This window comes from Pseudonocardia alaniniphila (genome assembly GCF_022524485.1).
In the GTDB taxonomy this organism is placed as follows: domain Bacteria; phylum Actinomycetota; class Actinomycetes; order Mycobacteriales; family Pseudonocardiaceae; genus Pseudonocardia; species Pseudonocardia alaniniphila.
In genome coordinates this window covers 201,769-218,672 of the sequence record NZ_JAKXMK010000001.1, presented here as the reverse complement: position 1 = coordinate 218,672, position 16,904 = coordinate 201,769, and the positions used below count along the sequence as shown (strand labels likewise).

At 68.1% G+C, this 16,904-nt stretch carries 14 protein-coding genes; 12 read left to right on the top strand and 2 right to left on the bottom strand.

All coding sequences use genetic code 11. The features are described from left to right. Nucleotides 1-674 precede the first annotated feature (674 nt). From sbnA to MMF94_RS00935, 12 genes are all read left to right on the top strand, one after another. Nucleotides 675-1,658 (top strand): 2,3-diaminopropionate biosynthesis protein SbnA, encoded by a 984-nt coding sequence (sbnA, locus tag MMF94_RS00990; RefSeq protein WP_241034268.1) that lies wholly within the window; start codon nucleotides 675-677, stop codon nucleotides 1,656-1,658. Nucleotides 1,659-2,026: 368 nt separating this feature from the next. Next, a complete protein-coding gene (locus MMF94_RS00985) occupies nucleotides 2,027-3,418 on the top strand; it encodes an FAD/NAD(P)-binding protein (RefSeq protein ID WP_277398633.1) in 1,392 nt (463 codons plus the stop codon). A gap of 303 nt (nucleotides 3,419-3,721) precedes the next feature. Further along, on the top strand, nucleotides 3,722-5,299 hold the full coding sequence (locus tag MMF94_RS00980) for an ABC transporter substrate-binding protein (RefSeq protein ID WP_241034267.1): 1,578 nt from the start codon (nucleotides 3,722-3,724) through the stop codon (nucleotides 5,297-5,299). A 52-nt stretch (nucleotides 5,300-5,351) separates the two neighbouring features. Continuing rightward, complete coding sequence (locus MMF94_RS00975) at nucleotides 5,352-6,755, top strand: 3-oxoacid CoA-transferase (protein WP_241034266.1); 1,404 nt, start codon at nucleotides 5,352-5,354, stop codon at nucleotides 6,753-6,755. Next, on the top strand, nucleotides 6,752-8,287 hold the full coding sequence (locus MMF94_RS00970; RefSeq protein ID WP_241034265.1) for a hypothetical protein: 1,536 nt from the start codon (nucleotides 6,752-6,754) through the stop codon (nucleotides 8,285-8,287). The genes MMF94_RS00975 and MMF94_RS00970 overlap by 4 nt, the downstream gene beginning before the upstream one ends. 1 nt (nucleotide 8,288) lies before the next feature. Next, the gene (locus MMF94_RS00965) at nucleotides 8,289-8,786 is read left to right on the top strand and encodes an acetyl-CoA carboxylase biotin carboxyl carrier protein (RefSeq protein WP_241034264.1); all 498 of its coding nucleotides are present in this window, start codon (nucleotides 8,289-8,291) and stop codon (nucleotides 8,784-8,786) included. Continuing rightward, nucleotides 8,783-8,992, top strand: coding sequence for a hypothetical protein (locus MMF94_RS00960; protein ID WP_241034263.1), 210 nt, complete (start codon nucleotides 8,783-8,785; stop codon nucleotides 8,990-8,992). The genes MMF94_RS00965 and MMF94_RS00960 overlap by 4 nt, the downstream gene beginning before the upstream one ends. 667 nt (nucleotides 8,993-9,659) lie before the next feature. Then, on the top strand, nucleotides 9,660-12,248 hold the full coding sequence (locus MMF94_RS00955) for a Pls/PosA family non-ribosomal peptide synthetase (protein ID WP_241034262.1): 2,589 nt from the start codon (nucleotides 9,660-9,662) through the stop codon (nucleotides 12,246-12,248). Next, the gene (locus tag MMF94_RS00950; RefSeq protein ID WP_241034261.1) at nucleotides 12,248-12,811 is read left to right on the top strand and encodes a DUF2165 domain-containing protein; all 564 of its coding nucleotides are present in this window, start codon (nucleotides 12,248-12,250) and stop codon (nucleotides 12,809-12,811) included. The genes MMF94_RS00955 and MMF94_RS00950 overlap by 1 nt, the downstream gene beginning before the upstream one ends. A gap of 468 nt (nucleotides 12,812-13,279) precedes the next feature. After that, nucleotides 13,280-13,420 carry a hypothetical protein gene (locus MMF94_RS00945; protein ID WP_241034260.1) on the top strand — a complete coding sequence of 47 codons (141 nt, stop codon included), beginning with the start codon at nucleotides 13,280-13,282 and terminating at the stop codon, nucleotides 13,418-13,420. Between the two features lie 150 nt (nucleotides 13,421-13,570). Continuing rightward, on the top strand, nucleotides 13,571-15,391 hold the full coding sequence (locus MMF94_RS00940; RefSeq protein WP_241034259.1) for an ABC transporter ATP-binding protein: 1,821 nt from the start codon (nucleotides 13,571-13,573) through the stop codon (nucleotides 15,389-15,391). 52 nt (nucleotides 15,392-15,443) lie between these two features. Continuing rightward, entirely contained in the window at nucleotides 15,444-15,719 is a 276-nt protein-coding gene (locus MMF94_RS00935; protein WP_241034258.1) for a hypothetical protein, read from the top strand. A gap of 82 nt (nucleotides 15,720-15,801) precedes the next feature. Here the strand turns inward: MMF94_RS00935 and MMF94_RS00930 are convergent, their stop codons facing one another. Next, nucleotides 15,802-16,218, bottom strand: coding sequence for an ester cyclase (locus MMF94_RS00930; protein ID WP_277398632.1), 417 nt, complete (start codon nucleotides 16,216-16,218; stop codon nucleotides 15,802-15,804). Nucleotides 16,219-16,244: 26 nt separating this feature from the next. After that, nucleotides 16,245-16,877, bottom strand: a complete 633-nt coding sequence (locus tag MMF94_RS00925; RefSeq protein WP_241034256.1) for a GNAT family N-acetyltransferase — start codon at nucleotides 16,875-16,877, stop codon at nucleotides 16,245-16,247. Nucleotides 16,878-16,904 lie beyond the last annotated feature (27 nt).

Sequence of the window (16,904 nt, the reverse complement as noted above, 5' to 3'; positions counted from 1 at the left end):
GTCGGCACCGAACCGATGACCAACGCCGGCTACGACCCGGCGCCCCGGGCCTCCTCGCCAAGCGCCCACCCTCGGCTACCCGGTCTCGAAGCTGTGGGCTGCGGGAGTCCCTGCCGCCACCGCGGCTGCGGCTGCGGGCTGACCTGCCCGCGGAGTCGGGGCTGGGGCGGCAGGCGGTGGCGGGGAGCGCGCTGGTCCTGACCCCACACGGCATCCGCAGCCGGCCAGGTGTCCAGGGAGCCCGAGAATCCGGCCGGTTGTTGGGGCGCACGGACGTGTCAGGCGCCGGATCCTCGGGGCGCCGACTGCCGCTCGCCTACCGGCCCCGAGCAGCAGCGGGGCGGCCCCACCGGCCGACCGCCGACGCCGAGCCGAACCTCGGTGCAAGCGGGCAGCGAGTCATGCGAAACCCTAGCTCACGCCCCACATCACGCTCCCCCGAGCCCGGAGACCAGGAGTTTCCCGGCCTCGTGGCCGGGCCCGGGGCGGGGGTCTACCCCACGTGGACTTGGGGGGGCTCCCTCCCAGGACGGGGGGCGCCCCGATGGTTCGGGGGCATTGCGGACGGCAGTCTTCGAACGAGCAAGAAAGCCAGCCGGGACCACGGTCCCGAACCGAGAAAAGACCATCACCGCACCGGCCCCCGCCAGTGCTTCTGCGTCGCGGAGGACGTTATGCCGATCATTTCTGCACCTCACGAATTCAACGAGGACGAGCTCTACATCGACCTCCGTTCGATGTTCGGGCAGTCGTTGTTCCTGAAGTGCGAGGGCTTCAACTTCGCCGGCTCGATCAAACTCAAGGCCGCGACCGAGATGGTCGAGGCCGCCGAGCGGAAAGGCCTGCTCAGGCCGGGTTCCGTGCTGATCGAGTCGTCGTCGGGGAACCTGGGCGTAGCGCTCAGCATGATCGCGGCGAGCAAGGGCTACGGATTCCTGTGTGTCACCGACTCGCGCTGCAACTTGGCAACCAGGCGCCTGATGGAGGCGCTGGGCAGCCGGGTGCACATCGTCACCGAGCCGTCGCCCTCCGGCGGTTTGCTGGGCGCGCGAATCGATTACGTCCGCGCCATGTGCGCGTCCGACGATCGTTATGTGTGGCTCAACCAGTACACCAACCCCGGCAACGCGCGGTCGCATTACCGTAGGACGGGGCCGGCGATCGCTCGCCAGTTCCCGAACCTCGACGTGCTGTTCATCGGGGCCGGCACCACCGGCACCCTCATGGGCTGCTCGCGCTTCTTCAAGGAGCACCACCCGTCGGTCCGGATCGTGGCCGTGGACAGCGTCGGCTCGGTGACCTTCGGTACCCCCGCCGCGCGCCGCATGATCCCCGGCCTGGGCACGAGCGTTCGTCCCCCGCTGCTCGACGACTCGTACGTGGACGAGGTCGTGCACGTCGAGGAGGCCGACACGATCCGGACGTGCCACAAGCTGGCCCGCCGCGGGTTTCTGTTCGGCGGCTCCACCGGCACGGCCGTCAGCGGCGCGGTGCGCTGGCTGGAGCAGCACGGCTCGCCCGACCTGACCTCGGTGACCCTCGCCCCCGACCTGGGCGAGCGCTACCTCGACACCGTCTACCAGACCAACTGGGTGCACGACCTCTACGGCGAGGACGTGCTCTCCGAGGAGTTGGCCGGCGTTCCGCCAGCAGCCTGACCAGCACGTTCTCGGCAAGTTCGGGCCGTTTCTGCGCAGTGAGGGATTCTTCCCGACTGCGCAGTTTCTGCGTTTACGGGGCCCGGCCGTTCCCGAGGCGGCAGAAGAGACCCAGGCCACGACGCTCGGGGCGTCGCCCGAGTTCTCCGGCCGGACGCACACTGGGGAGGCACCCGGCCACCTGCGGTTCCCGCGGGCCGGGCTCCGGCGATCCGGCTCACGACGGCGTCTGTCCGGTCGAGCCACAGACGGTCAAATCCCCTGTTCCGGGAGCTAACACAAGCCCGTGACCAGCCTCTCGTTCACATATTGGGAGCGCCCGACGTAATGTACGGTCATTAGCCGTTGCGGGATCCTGAGGGGGCGACATGAGTCGAGCAGTGGGGATCGTCGGAGGCGCGGAATCCGGCGTTCGGAGTGATTTCCGGACAGACATCGCAGTCATCGGTGGAGGTGCGAGCGGGACGTTGACCGCGGTGCACCTGTTGCGAGCAGACCCGGATCTGCGGGTGGTGGTGTTCGAGTCCGAGGCGAGCCGGCGCCATCTCGGGGCGGCGTACAGCACCACGGACCCGCGGCACCTGCTCAACGTCCGGGCTCAGGTGATGAGTGCGTTCCCCGAGGAGCCGGGGCATTTCGTCGCGTGGGCCCGGCAGGCCGGCTACGCGGTGGAGCCGACCGATTTCGTGCCGCGGATGGTGTTCGGGCACTACCTGCGGAGCCTGGTCGCGCAGTTCGGTGACGGTCGGCTGAGAGTGGTCACGGAGCGTGTGGAGGATGTCGTAGTCGACGGGGGCGGCTTCACGCTCACCGCCGGGGACACCACCACGCACGCCTCCTCGGTGGTGCTCGCCTACGGCAACCCCGCACCCCGGCAGCTGGCCACCGCGGCCGGACCGCTCCCGGACGCCGCGTGGCATGTGCGCAACCCCTGGGACCTCGACGCGCTCACCGCGTTGCCCGACGACGCCACGGTCGTGCTCGTCGGCAGCGGGCTGACCGCGGTCGATGCCGCGATCACGCTCCTGGACGACACTCCTCGGCGCCGAGTGGTGATGGTCAGCCGCCACGGCGAACTGCCGCGCACGCACCTCGCGCAGGCCCTCACCGACTGGGTCTCCCCCATCCCCCCGCTGGGGCCGCTGACGGCGGACGGGCTCACCGAACTGGTCTGCAACCAGATCGAGGTCGCCGCACGCCGGGGCGTGAACTGGCGCGCGGTGATCGACGGCCTGCGGAGCTGCACCGCGTGGATGTGGGGTCGCCTCGACCTCGAGGAGCGTCGCCGATTCCTCGCCGCCCACTCCCGCGACTGGGACGTGCGCCGCCACCGGATGGCCCCTGCGCCTGCGGCCCGGATCCGCTCCTACCGCGACGCAGGCCGGCTCTCCGTGCACGGCGGCGGCCTCCAGTCGGTGGAGGATCTCGGCTCCCGCTGCCGGGTGGGACTGGACGGTGGCGCGCTCGATGCCGATGCCGTCGTCAACTGCACCGGTCCGCTGAACGACGTCGCACGGACCGTCGACCCGCTCCTGCGCAGGCTGGTCGACCGCGGCACCGTCGCCCCCGACCCACTCGGCTTGGGTCTGGCCTGCACACCCGACGGCCGGCTCCTCGACGACACCGGCGCCGTCGTCGCCGGGATGTACGCCGTCGGCCCGCCCAGGAAGGGCGCATTGTGGGAGTCGCTCGCCGTCCCGGAGATCCGGGATCAGGCCTCCCAGCTCGCCCAGCACCTCGTCTCGGCGCAGGCCGCCTGACGACCACGTACCGCGCCGGCCCGGGTCGATCATCGGACCCGGGCCGGCGCAACGTATATATTGGCAACACGATTGTGAACAATCTCGCTGCCTGTTATGGTCACGATCGGTTCACCGAGCCGGTAAACGCGTCGAAGTCGTAGCTCCCCCAGTTGATTGCCCGGGCCACGGGCACCCGTCTGGCTGCAGCTGCCGATTTCGTCGGGGTTGGTCCACTACGGCGTTGTATGGGACAGCTCGAGCGGGGTGATGTGGTCCGTGAGATCGCAAACGAGGCGCGTTCGTGCACTGCACGGTCTGGCAGTGCTTCTGGCTCTGTCCCTGATGGGCACCGCGTGTGGTGAGGCCGGCGAACGGCCCGACACCGTCACCGCCGGGCTGGACGCGTCCCAGCCGTTCGGGGGTGACCCCGCCGCGGAGGGCACCCCGACCAGCGGCGGAACACTCATCGTCGGGATGTACACCGAGGCCCGGTCCTTCGACCCGACCGTCGGGTCCAACCTCATCGCGTCGGCGGTCTACGACTCGCTGCTCAAGATGGACAGCAAGGGCGACCCGCAGCCGTACCTGGCCAAGTCGATGACGACGGCGGACAACGGCAAGACCTGGCTGCTCGGGCTGCGCGAAGGAGTGACCTTCCAGGACGGCACGCCGCTCGACGCCGACGCGGTGATCTTCAACGTCGCCCGCCAGCGCGACAAGGCCACGGCGCTCGGACATCTCTACACCGAACCCATCGACTCGATGACGGCTGTCGATCCGCTGACCGTCGAGTTCGTGCTCAAGCGGCCCACCGGCTCGTTCCCCGTGTCGTTCGCGCTGCCGTTCTCCTCGGGCAACCTCGGCACGATCGCCTCGCCGACGGCCGTGCAGAAGTGGGGCGAGGACTACGGGCGCCACCCCGTGGGCGCCGGTCCGTTCAGCTTCGTCGAGTGGATCCCGAACAACAAGATCGTCGTCACGAAGTTCGACGGCTACTGGGACAAGGGCAAGCCCTACCTCGACGGCATCGAGTTCCGGCCGCTCCCCGACACCGAGACGCGCTACGCGTCGGTCGCCAACGGCGACATCGACCTCAACATCGGTGGCTTCTTCACCGAGGCCCAGCGCTCGTCACTGGACCAGAACCTCGAGACGTACTACGGCCCGGGCGGCGACGGCGAGTTCCTGTACTTCAACTTCTCCAAGAAGCCTTTCGACGACCCGCGTATGCGGGAGGCCGTGATCCGGGCGATCGACCCGAAGGCGCTCAACGCCACCCAGTACCGCGACGCCGGCGACCTGGCGACCACCGCCTTCGCCGAGGGAGACCAGTACTTCAGCCGGAAGGCAGCCGACTCCTACCCGACCTACGACCCGGAGAAGGCGAAGCAGCTGATCGCCGACTACCGCGCCTCCGGCGGCAACCCGGACTTCACGTTCCAGGACGCCACCTCGCCCAACAACGTCCAGTTCGCGACATTCCTGCAGGCGCAGTGGGCAGCGGTCGGGCTGAACGTGAAGCTGCAGCTCGACGACATCGCCACCGTGATCACGACGGTGGTGCAGGGCGGCAACTTCCAGATGTTGCACTGGATCAGCGGGCCGTACGAGAACCCCTACCCGTTCATGTACAACCAGTTCCACACGGGCGGGATCAACAACTACGGCAAGTACTCCAACCCCGAGGTCGACGCCGCGCTCGACGAGGCCACGAGCACCACCGACCCGGCGGAGCGGATCGCGGCTTACCAGAAGGCGCAGGAGCTGCTCAACGGCGATCTGGCCGTGGCCTGGATGGCCAGAGCGGCGAAGGCCGCGATCGCCAGACCGAACGTGAAGGGCGTGTCCCGGTACCTGTCCAGCGAGCTGTTCTGGGGAGGCACCTGGAAGTCCTCCTAGTGTCGCGTTTCCTCGGCATTAGGGGCCCGGAACGACATTCCAGGAGAGAAGTGTGGACAAGGTTTTCGATTCACCGGCCGCTGCCGTCGCCGACATCGCCGACGGGTCCAGCGTCGCCATCGCGGGGTTCGGGGTCACGCACCGCTTCCCGTCGAGCCTGATCACGGCGTTGCGGGACCAGGGCGCCCGGCGGCTGACCGTCTACTGCAACGGGCTCGGGGTGCCCGGGCAGCCGACCGCGCAGCTGCTGGCCGAGAACGGGCAGCTGGCCAAGCTGGTGGCCTCGTTCTCGTCGCGACCCGGCCCCGTCACCATCTCCGAGGAGCAGATCCTCGCCGGCGAGCTCGAGTTCGAGATCGTCCCCCAGGGCACCCTCGTGGAGCGGATGCGGGCGGGAGGCGCGGGCATCGCGGCCTTCTTCACCCCCGCCGGAGCCGGCACCCTCGTCGGTGAGGGGAAGGAGGTGCGCGACTTCGACGGGCGTCCGCACCTGCTCGAACACGGCATCCGCACCGACTACGCCCTGCTGCGCGGCTGGCGCGCCGACCGCATGGGCAACGTGCAGTTCCGTGGGGCGAGCCGCAACTTCAACGACAGCTTCGCCAAGGCCGCCCGGGTGGCGATCATCGAGGTCGACGAGATCGTGGAGGTCGGCGAGATCGCCCCGCAGGACATCGACCTGCCCGGGGTGTTCGTCGCGAGGGTGGTCGTGGGAACCGTCCACATCGACGTCGGCAACCTCCCGCGCCGCGCGGCCCGCTCGGCCCAGAGCGGGCGGCTCTACGCGGACAAGCCGGGCCTGACCCGCGAGGAGATCGGCCACCGCGTCGCGATGCTCGTGGAACCCGGGAGCATCATCAACCTGGGCGCGGGGCTGCCCAACCTGGTGGCCAACTTCCTGGGTGGCCGCAACGTCGTCCTGCACGGCGAGAACGGCGTGCTGAAGTACGGCGGGTTCGTCACGAACGGCGAGCGGGATCCCGACCATCACGACGCCGGCGGCAACTTCATCACGCTGGAGCCGGGAGCGTCGTTCTTCGACAGCGTCACCTCCTTCGAGATCGCCCGGTCCGGCAGGCTGGACGCGGTGGTGCTCGGCGCGTACCAGGTCAGCGGGCAGGGCGACCTCGCGAACTGGGCGGTGCCGGGCCGTCCGGGCGGGGGGATCGGCGGGGCGATGGACCTCGCGGTCGGCGCGAAGAGGGTGATCGCCACTCTCGAACACCTCGACAGCAAGGGCCGCCCGAAGCTCGTCGAGGAGTGCTCGTACCCCGTCACCGCACCGGGCTGCGTCGACGTCGTCGCCACCGATCTCGCGCTGTTCACCCGCATGCCGAGCGGGCGCTTCCGGCTCGACGAGGTCGCCAGGGGCTTCACGGTCGACGAGGTGCTCGGACTCACCGACATGCGGGTGGATGTCGCCGACTCCGTCGGTGTCATGCAGGACGCCTGGTGAGCGCACCCACGCAGGAGGTCCGATTCCTCGACACCACGTTCCGTGACGGGTCGCAGAGCCTGTGGGCGATGGGGATCCGCCACGGGATGATGGAGGCCCTCGCAGGCGATCTCGACAACGCCGGGTTCGACGTGATCGAGGTGCCCGCCAACGCGATCTTCTTCAAGAAGATGGTGCGCGACCTCAAGGAAGACCCCTGGGAGACCATGCGCATGCTCGCGCGCAGGATCTCCCGGACACCCAAGTCGTGCATGGGCGGTGCGGGAGGCAGCCTCAACGGCTTCGGCACGCCCACTCCCCCGGTGCTCGGCGAGCTCTTCTCCCGCAGGCTCGCCGAGATCGGGGTGCTCAACCGCGGCCAGTTCATGGCCAACACCGCCGACCAGCTCTCCCGGCAGTTCCCCAGGATGATGCCGCTGGCACGCGAGCTGGGACTCCAGATCGCGATCGCCGTCTGCTACACGATCTCGCCGCGGCACACCGACGAGCACTTCGCCGACACCGCCCGCCGCGCCGCGGCGTACCGCCCCGACGTCATCTACCTCAAGGACGCCGGTGGCCTGCTCACCGTCGACCGGATTCGGACGCTGCTCCCGGTGGTGCTCAGGGAGGCGGACGGCATCCCCGTCGAGCTGCACTCGCACTGCACCACCGGACTCGCGCCGCTGGTGTACCTGGAGGCGCTCAAGCTCGGCGTGCGGACGCTGCACTGCGGCATCCCACCGCTGGCCAACGGCTCGGCGCAGCCGTCGGTGCTCGACGTCGCCCGCAACGCACGGCTCATGGGCTTCACCCCGACGGTCGACGAGGAGCTGCTCGCCTCGATCTCGGGACGGCTGCTGGAGTTCGCGAAGCAGGACGCGCTGCCCGTCGGCGTGCCGCTGACCCACGACCTCAACCACTACCGCCACCAGATCCCGGGCGGCGTGATCTCCAACCTGCGGTTCCAGCTCGCCGAGATCCGGATGGACCACCGGCTCGACGAGGTGCTCGAGGAATGCGTCCAGGTCCGCGAGGACCTGGGTTTCCCCATCATGATCACGCCGTTCTCGCAGTACGTCGCCACACAGGCGGCGATCAACGTCGCCTCCGGCGAGCGCTACGGCGTCGTCATCGACGAGCTGGTGCGGTTCGCCGCGGGCCGCTACGGCGAGGACTCCGGCTACACCTGGATGGACCAGAACCTCAAGGACCGCTTCCTCGCCATGCCGAGGGCCCAGGAGCTGGCGATCCTCGACGAGCGGCCCATCGAGGACGTGTCCCTCCACGACGTCCGGCAGAGCATCGGCGCCCCCGGTCTGTCCGACGACGAACTGCTGCTGCGCGTGATCATGCAGGGCACCTCCGAGATCGACGCCATGCGTGCCGCGGGGGCGCCGCGGCGCTACTCCTCCACCGGGATGCCGCTGCTCACGCTCGTGGAGCGGCTCACACAGAGCAATGGGATCAGGTACGTGCGCGTCCAGCGCGGCAGCGACACGATCACCGTCCAGAACCGAGCCGGCGCTGCCGCCACCACGCAGGGGAGCTGACATGACTGATTCTCTGAGCGACTCGGACGTCGAGCAGGTCGTCCGGTTGGTCGAGACGCTGGACGGCTCGTCGTTCGACTATCTGGAGCTGCAGATCGGCGAGCTGAAGGTCACGATCGGGAAGGGCGAGCCGCCGTCGTCCGGTAGCGCCCCCGCCGCCCCCGTCACGACACGAGCGCCCCAGGTGCTCCCTGCCGCGATCGCACCGACGCCCCTCGACGCGGTGGCTCCGGTGGTCGCGCCCCCAGCCGGCTCGGTGGAGATCACCGCCCCGACCATGGGGATCTTCTACGCGCAGTCCGAGCCGGGGAAGCCACCGTTCGTGACGGTCGGCGCGCTCGTCGAGGAGGACACCACCGTCGCGCTCGTCGAGGTGATGAAGACTTTTCACGCCGTGTCGGCCGGCGTGCGGGGCACGGTCGTCGAGGTCTGTGTGCAGGATGCTCAGCTCGTGGAGTTCGGCCAGGTGATGTACCGCGTGGAGCCTGCGCTGCGATGAACGTGTTCCATCTCTCGACGGGCCGGACACTCGATCATCTGCCGCGCCCGGTTGCCGCCCGTTCAACAGGGGTTGGCGGACCGCGATCACCCGCTGTGATCGAGCTGGAGCGCGGCAGCGAGATCAACCAGGGCATTCACGCCGTTCGTGACAATCTCGGACCGGACTTCACCGAAGCGCTCCGTATTCACGGTTTCGCACCGTAGTATCGGTTTCCGCGCCACCCGCCGCGACGCGCCCACCCTGCCGGATCCGGATTCGTCGGTAAACGTCCCATTATTTGCTGCACAACTGGACGTACATTTAATTTCCGACAATTCACTCACCGTTGTGGCGCGCTGTCGCGCGGCGAGCTAGGCTTCGCCGCGACATAACGAGCCGGAGCCAGAGACGGACCCGACACTTGGCAATTCAACTTATCGTGGTGGAGCGTTGCTTTGCATGCACATCTGATCTCCGGCACCGACCCCCGCCATACGTATATGCGCCCCGTCCACACCGGTCACGACGCGATATCTACTGGTGTTCCACGTAGGACGACCCCCTGATCTCACCTTGTCATCGGCCTGATCAGCGCAGCATGCACTGACTTCCCACATCGCCGGCCCGAGTCCACGCGCCGCACGGTCGCAGCACAGACAGCCAACCGGCCTTCTTCTCGCCCCCGCTCGTCCACTGGCCACTCCCCATTGCACCGGCCGGTTTCCCAGCCGCGCACCGCTTGACACCCGGTTGCGCGGACGCACTGTCATGCAGTTCGGCGCGGGCTTCTCGCGAGCCCGTAACGCGCCCCGGAATTGCGGCATTGATCTTAAGGAGCTCATGTCCGTGGGAGATTCGGCTCAGGATTGGGCGGCCGTCACAGCACCTCTGATGACTATTTCGCAGAGGCCGCGGCCTCTGCCTCGGCCTCGGCCTCGACCTCGGCCAGAGTTCGACACCGAACGGAAGTTCGCCGAGCTGCTGGCCGACATCGCACAGATCGAGCAGGTGCCCGTCGACAGCAACTTCTTCGACGACCTGGGCGCCGACTCGATGGTGATGGCCCGGTTCTGCGCTCGAATCAGGAAACGACCGGATCTGCCGGCGGTGTCCATGAAGGACATCTACCGCCACCCCACCGTCAGAAGCCTCGCCACGGCGTTCAGGGACGCCGTTCCCGCGCCGGCCCCAGCACCTGCCCCCGCCCGAGTCGCGGTGCCGGCACAGCGGCAGGCCCCGGCCGAGGAGACGACGCCCACCCCTACCCCGCCGCGAGCGAGCTCTCGGCAGTACGTCCTCTGCGGAGCGTTGCAGCTCCTGATCTTCCTCGGCTACTCCTACCTCGCCGGATACATCGCGAACTTCGGCTACGACTGGATCTCCGCGGGCTCCGGTGTGGGCGATGTCTACCTGCGGTCGATCCTCTTCGGCGACGTGAGCGTGATCGCTCTGTGCGTCCTTCCGATCGTTGCGAAGTGGGTGCTCATCGGACGGTGGAAGCCACAGGAGTTCCGCGTCTGGAGCCTCGGCTACGTCCGCTTCTGGGTCGTCAAGACGCTGGTGCGGTCGAACCCGCTGCTCCTGCTGATCGGCGGCCGAGCGCGGTCGAGCACAGCGTCGCCGATCCTCAACTTCTATCTGAGGGCTCTCGGCGCGAAGATCGGGCCCGGCGTCACGATCTTCTCCCGGAACTTCCCGGTGTGCACCGACCTGCTCACCATCGGTGCGGGCTCGGTCATCCGCAAGGACTCCTTCATCTCCTGCTACCGGGCCCACGACGGGATGATCCAGACCGGCGCGGTCACCCTCGGGAAGGACGTGTTCGTCGGCGAGATGACCGTGATCGACATCGACACCTCGATGGGTGACGGGTCCCAGCTCGGTCATGCGTCCTCCCTGCACCGCGGGCAGGCCGTGCCCGCGGGCGAGAGCTGGCACGGGTCACCCGGGCAACGCGCCGAGGTGGACTACCGCGTGGTCGACGCGGCCCCGGGGGCCGCCTTGCGGGCCACGATGTTCGGCATCACGCAACTGCTGACCGTGCTCGTGCTGGTCGTGCCGGTGCTGGTCGGCGGCATAGTGCTGCTGCTCGTCGGGGTCCCGCAGCTCAACGAACTCCTGAACCCGGGCCCCCTCGCGTTCACCACCTGGCGGTTCTACGAGAACGTGCTGCTGGTCTCCGCGGTGCTCTTCGCCGCGTACGTGGTGGTCAGCCTGCTCTTCGTCGGTACCGTCCCCCGTCTGCTGAACCGCGCGATCAAGCCCGACACGGTGTATCCGCTGTACGGCTTCCACTACGGAATCCACAAGGCGATCGCGCGCATGACCAACATCCGGTTCCTGGTGTGGCTCTTCGGCGACAGCTCCTACATCGTCAACTACCTGCAGTGGGTCGGGTACGACCTGTCCACCGTGGTGCAGAGCGGCTCGAACTTCGGCACGGACGTGCGGCACGAGAACCCGTATCTGACCACGATCGGCAGCGGAACGATGGTCGCCGACGGGCTGTCGATCATCAATGCCGACTTCTCGAGCACGTCCTTCAAAGTGTCCCGGGCGACGGTCGGCGGGCACAGTTTCCTCGGGAACAACATCGCCTACCCTGCGCAGAGCACCGTGGGCGACAACTGCCTTCTCGCGACGAAGGTCATGATCCCCGTCGGCGGCAAGGTCCGGGAGGGGACCGGGCTGCTCGGAGCGCCCAGCTTCGAGATCCCGCGATCGGTGGAGCGGGACACCCGACTGCACGACATCACCCGGGTCGAACTGCGCCGCCGCCTCAAAGCCAAGAACAGGCACAACCTCGTCACGATGGCGCTGTACCTGCTGTCCCGCTGGGCCTTCTTCTTCGGGGTCCTGATGATCGACTCGTTCGCTGCGGTGCTCTACTACGGGTGGGACGACATTGCGATCGCGCTGGCGGGCGTGGTCTCCGTGCTGTTCAGCATCGTGTACTGGACGCTGGCCGAGCGGCTCGTCAAGCGATTCCAGGACCTGGAGCCGTTGTACTGCTCGATCCACGACCGCGCGTTCTGGCGCCACGAGCGGTACTGGAAGGTCCCGGCGCAGGCGTACCTCCTGATCCTGAACGGCACCCCGTTCAAGAACCTGGCCTGGCGACTGCTCGGGGTGAAGATCGGACGCCGGGTCTTCGACGACGGGGCCGTGCTGACGGAGCGGACGCTCACCCATGTCGGGGACGACTGCACGCTCAACGCGTCGACCACCCTCCAGTGCCACTCCCAGGAGGACGGCGCCTTCAAGTCCGACCACATCACGCTCGGCGCCCGGTGCACTCTCGCGGTCGGCGCGTTCGTCCACTACGGCGTGACGATGGCCGACGACTCGGTGCTCGAGACGAGTTCGTTCCTCATGAAGGGCGAGGAAGTCCCACCCCACGCCCGGTGGGCGGGAAACCCGGCCACGGCCCTCATCGACGACCGCACCCGGCCCCTCGTGAAGGTGGGTGGCGCCCGCTGATGAACGACGTTCCGCCGCGTGGGGCGCGGCGGCCGCCGCTGTCAGGGTTCGGCACCCTGCCAGCGGCGGCCACCGTGATGACGTCGGTGCTCGCGCTGTACATGCTGCTGGTCGTGTTCGGCAATATCACCGACTTCGGCACGAACCGTGAGTTCGTCCAGCACGTTCTCGCAATGGACACGACGTTCCACGATCCCCACGTCATGTGGCGGGCGATCACGAACCCGGCGCTACAGGACGCGGTGTACGTCTGCGTTATCATCTGGGAGGCGCTGACGACGGCCGTGCTGGTGTACGCCGTGGTGTTGTGGGGGGTCGCGTTCCGCCGCAGCAGCAGTTTCGAACGCGCGCGGCAGGTCGCGACCCTCGGCCTGCTCATGATCGTGGTGCTGTTCGCGGGTGGGTTCATCGCCATCGGCGGAGAGTGGTTCGCGATGTGGGAGTCCACGGAATGGAACGGGTTGCAGCCCGCTCTGCAGAACACGATCCTCGCCGCGTTCGCCCTGGTGCTGGTGCAGCTGCCGTCCCGGCACTGGGAGGCCGGGGGCCGCGGCCCGGCCTGATCCTGACGTGGTCAGTGGAGGGGCACCATTCCCACACGTTGCCGGTCATGAGCTGTGAGCGTCTGTGCGCATTCGGGCGGCCATTTTCGGGGGCGGCGATACTCCCTCCACCAAGTGGTGGCTCGGCGGCGGCCAGAGCGGGCACAAAAGAGTTCGCAGACGACCGAGGAGGTCGACCGCTATTGCCGGTTCCCACGCACCCTGATGGAAGAACAGCACGCCGGTGGAAGCCTCGGGCGGACGCCTCTTCCCCTCCATTCCCCCGCACTTGCCTGGTCTGTTCGCCGAAGCAGGCGGGGCCCGATCAGCGGGGAGTTGCGCGATCCGGGCGCCCGTGGTGACCCATCGTTGCGGGAACGAGTGAATTCCCGATCGAGGGCTAACACAGCACAGCCCCACAGAGGACGCTCGGGGCGCCGTGATGACGCTGGGGTCGTCTCGGGCAAAGGAGCAGAAGGAGGGCAGGAGATGAATCTGTTCGACTACCTGTTGGGCTGGCTGGGACTGAGCAACCAGTGTTCCCGCAGCGACAGCTATTGCGACCGCGACAACGACGGCTACGACGACTGGGACCGTGACCGGGACGGATACCGCGACAGCGGATACTAGCCAGCGATGACCGATCCGGCGATCGGGCGCCCGGCCCGGCCTCCGAGCCGGGCGTGTCGCGTCGCCCGGTGCGAGTCGCCGCATGCCGCATCTCCCACGGTGCCGTCACGGGGCGATGCCGGCGCGGAAGGCGTAGCCGAGGCGCCGGTCGTGCGGCTGCGGCAGATCGTGCGCCGGTTCTGGCCGATGGCCCGCCGATACCGGTGGTGGCTCGCACTCACGCTGGTGGTGGTCGCAATCTCCCCGGCGGTGACGACCGCGGAGATCTGGCTGTTCAAAATCGTCGTGGACGATGTGCTGACGCCACACGACTACCGCCTGTTCCCGATGGTCGCGGCCGCGTTCGTGGGTTTCTGCCTCGTCAGCGGCGCGCTCGGCTTCGCCGACCGGTATCTGTCCACCTGGATCGGCGAGCGCTTCTTGGTCGACCTGCGAACCCGCACTTTCGCACACCTGCAGAACCTCTCGCTGAGCTACTTCGAGCGGCGCCCGCTCGGCGACATTCTGTCCCGGCTCACAGGGGACGTGTCGGCGGTGGAACGCCTGATCCTCGCCGGCCCCACAGCGCTCGTCTCCTACGTGTTCCGGATCCTCCTGTTCGGCACGGCATTGTTCGTCCTGGACTGGCGCCTCGCAGCAGCATCGCTGGTGGGCGCGCCTCTGTTCCTCGGCATTGCCCGGTACTTCTCCCGAAGGCTCAAGCACGCCGCGCGCGAGACCCGGCGGCGGGATGGGGCGATCAGTACCGTGGCCGAGGAGAGCCTCGGCAACACCGCGCTCGTGCAGGCCTACAACCAGCAGGACGCCCAGATCGAGCGCTTCCACCGGCAGAACCGGGGCAGCTTCGCCGCGCAGATGACCACCGCGCGGCTCCAAGGGATCTTCGCCCCGCTCGTCGATCTCGTCTCGGTCCTCGGCATCCTGGTGGTCGTCGCCCTCGGGGTGTGGGAGCTCGCCCAGGGCCGCATCACCCTCGGCGGGCTGCTGGTCTTCATGGCCTACCTGTCCCAGCTGAACAACCCGATCCGCGGCTTGGGCAGGCTGACGAACTCCCTGTTCGCCGCCACCGCCGGCGCCGAGCGGATCCTCGAACTGCTCGACGAGCGGCCCACCGTTCCCGAACCCGACGCGCCGATGCCCCTGCGGCGTAGCCGGGGCGATCTGCGGCTCGACGGCGTGGCGTTCCGCTATCCCGGCGCGGAGGAGCCTGCGCTGGTCGACGTCACCCTGGAGTTGGCGCCCGGAGAGGTCGTTGCGCTGGTGGGCGACAGTGGGGCAGGCAAGTCGACGCTCGGCAAGCTCGTCCTGCGCTTCTACGACCCCACCAGAGGTGCCGTACTGCTCGATGGGCACGACCTGCGCGAGTACAGCCTCGCCGATCTGCGCCGCAACATCGCTGTCGTCCTGCAGGAGACCCTGGTGCTCGACGGCACGGTGCGGGACAACATCGCGTGGGGGCGGCCGGATGCGGCCGACAGCGACATCCGGCGCGCGGCGGTCGCGGCCGACGCGGCGGAGTTCATCGAGGCCCTGCCCGACGGGTACGACACCCGCGTCGGCCAGCGTGGGCGGCTGCTGTCCGGCGGGCAGCGCCAGCGGGTGGCCATCGCCCGTGCGATGCTGCGCGACGCCCCGCTGCTCCTGCTCGACGAGCCCACCGCCGGCCTCGACGCCGAGTCGGCAGAGCGGTTCCTGGGGCCGGTGCGGCGGCTCATCGCCGACCGGAGCACGCTCATCATCTCGCATGATCTGCTGACGGCGGCGCGGGCGGACCGGATCGTCGTGCTCGCCGACGGCCGGGTCGCCGAGGTCGGCACCCACGCTCAACTGCTCGCGCTGGGCGCGCGTTACGCGCGGCTCTACCGCCTCCACCATCCGGTGCCCGCCCCGGCCCCCGAGCGCGGGTTACCCGACGCAGGCCACCAGCGAGACCGCCCACAGACGTGTGATCGACCCTACCTGGCGCGCTGATCACAGTTCGGTGATCGCGGCGATCCGGTCGAGCCGGTGTTCGAGGTCGACGATGCGTCTTTTGTTCTCCACCAACATGGGCGAGCACGACGCGAAACGCATCGACGGCGCGCGCTTCTCCGGACGGCAGGTCGTGCCGGGTGACGACGAACAACGCTCCAACGGCACTCCCGTCACCCTGGAGTGCCACGGTGAGGCCGCGCAGGCCGATGACGACGGTAGGTGCGGCCCCCTCGACCGCACCTACCGTCGCGAGTTGCAGAAGGTCCGCTCGGTGATCGTCGCGCCCAGCCTGGTGAGGAACGCGTCGCCGACGTCGAGCCGTTGAGGACTCCTTGATTCCCGAGCTAGCTGCGACCGGTGCGTCTCATGCTCGTCAGCCGGCAGTTCGAGACTCTGGCCACCTCATGCTAGGTCCACCCGAGCTGCCGCATGGTGATCCCATCGTTCCAGATCTTGGTCATGTGCCGGATCTTGTCGCCGTCGAAGTCCATGACATAGACGTATTCGGCGTTTGTGGTCTTTCCGGTCGGCGGTACCGGGCCGCCCTCGCCGGTGTGTGTTCCGTGGAAGATGCCGAACACCGACACGTTGCTGCGCGTCTCGTCGACGGCGAGCGACCGCACCTCAGGGTTGCCATCGGGCAATACTGCGAACAGGCCCTTCATGAACTCGACGTAAGCCTCCAGCGTTTCCATACTGCTCAGGTAGTCGGCCTGGGCGGAGAAGGTTGCGCCCGGGCGACAGTACTGCTCGCACACCTTCCAGCCCTTCCCGGTGTCACAAGCATCGAAGAATCGTTCGGCAGTGACTCGTATTGATGTCACGGTCCATCCCTTTCACTGGTCGCAGGTTAAAGATGTATTGGTCCGTGGCTGTTCGCGGTGGCGCGTCCCGCTGGACGCCACATGCGAAAGAAGCGGGTGTCGTCCGGTAGTGGAAAATCGAACGGCTTCATCTCCGTGTAGCCGTGCCGCTTGTACAGCCGGATGTTCGCTTCGTTGGTCGCCTCGAGGTACTCGGGGATGCCGCCCGAGTCGAGTTTCGCGTGCGTGCGGTTCATCAGCTCGCCGCCCAGGCCACGGCCCTGGCGCTGCGGATGCACGGCCAGGAATGCGAGATGCCAGTGCGGCTCGCTCGGGTGGTGAATGTCGAACAGTGTGTCGAGCGTTCGGAAACGATCGAGGAACGGGCCGGCCAGCGCGGCCAGCCGGGCGTCGTAGTCCGGGATCGCTGGTATGTCGTGGGTGCGGTCGAACCAGACGGCGGCCGCAGCCAGTTCCGGCCCGTACGCATCGTCGATCACGTCGACGCTCCCATGGTCGAGGGCGTGCTCGGTGATGAGGGTGAAGTATTCGGCGTTGACATCTCGCCGTCGTGCCGGATCGGGCGCCAGAAAGGCGTTGGCGGCGAGCTGGTCGAACGAGTACGAGATGAGGCGGCCGACGTCCGTCGATTCGTCCTCGCGGGCCGGGCGCACGTTCATGTCTGCTCCTCGTTGTCGGGCACCCGG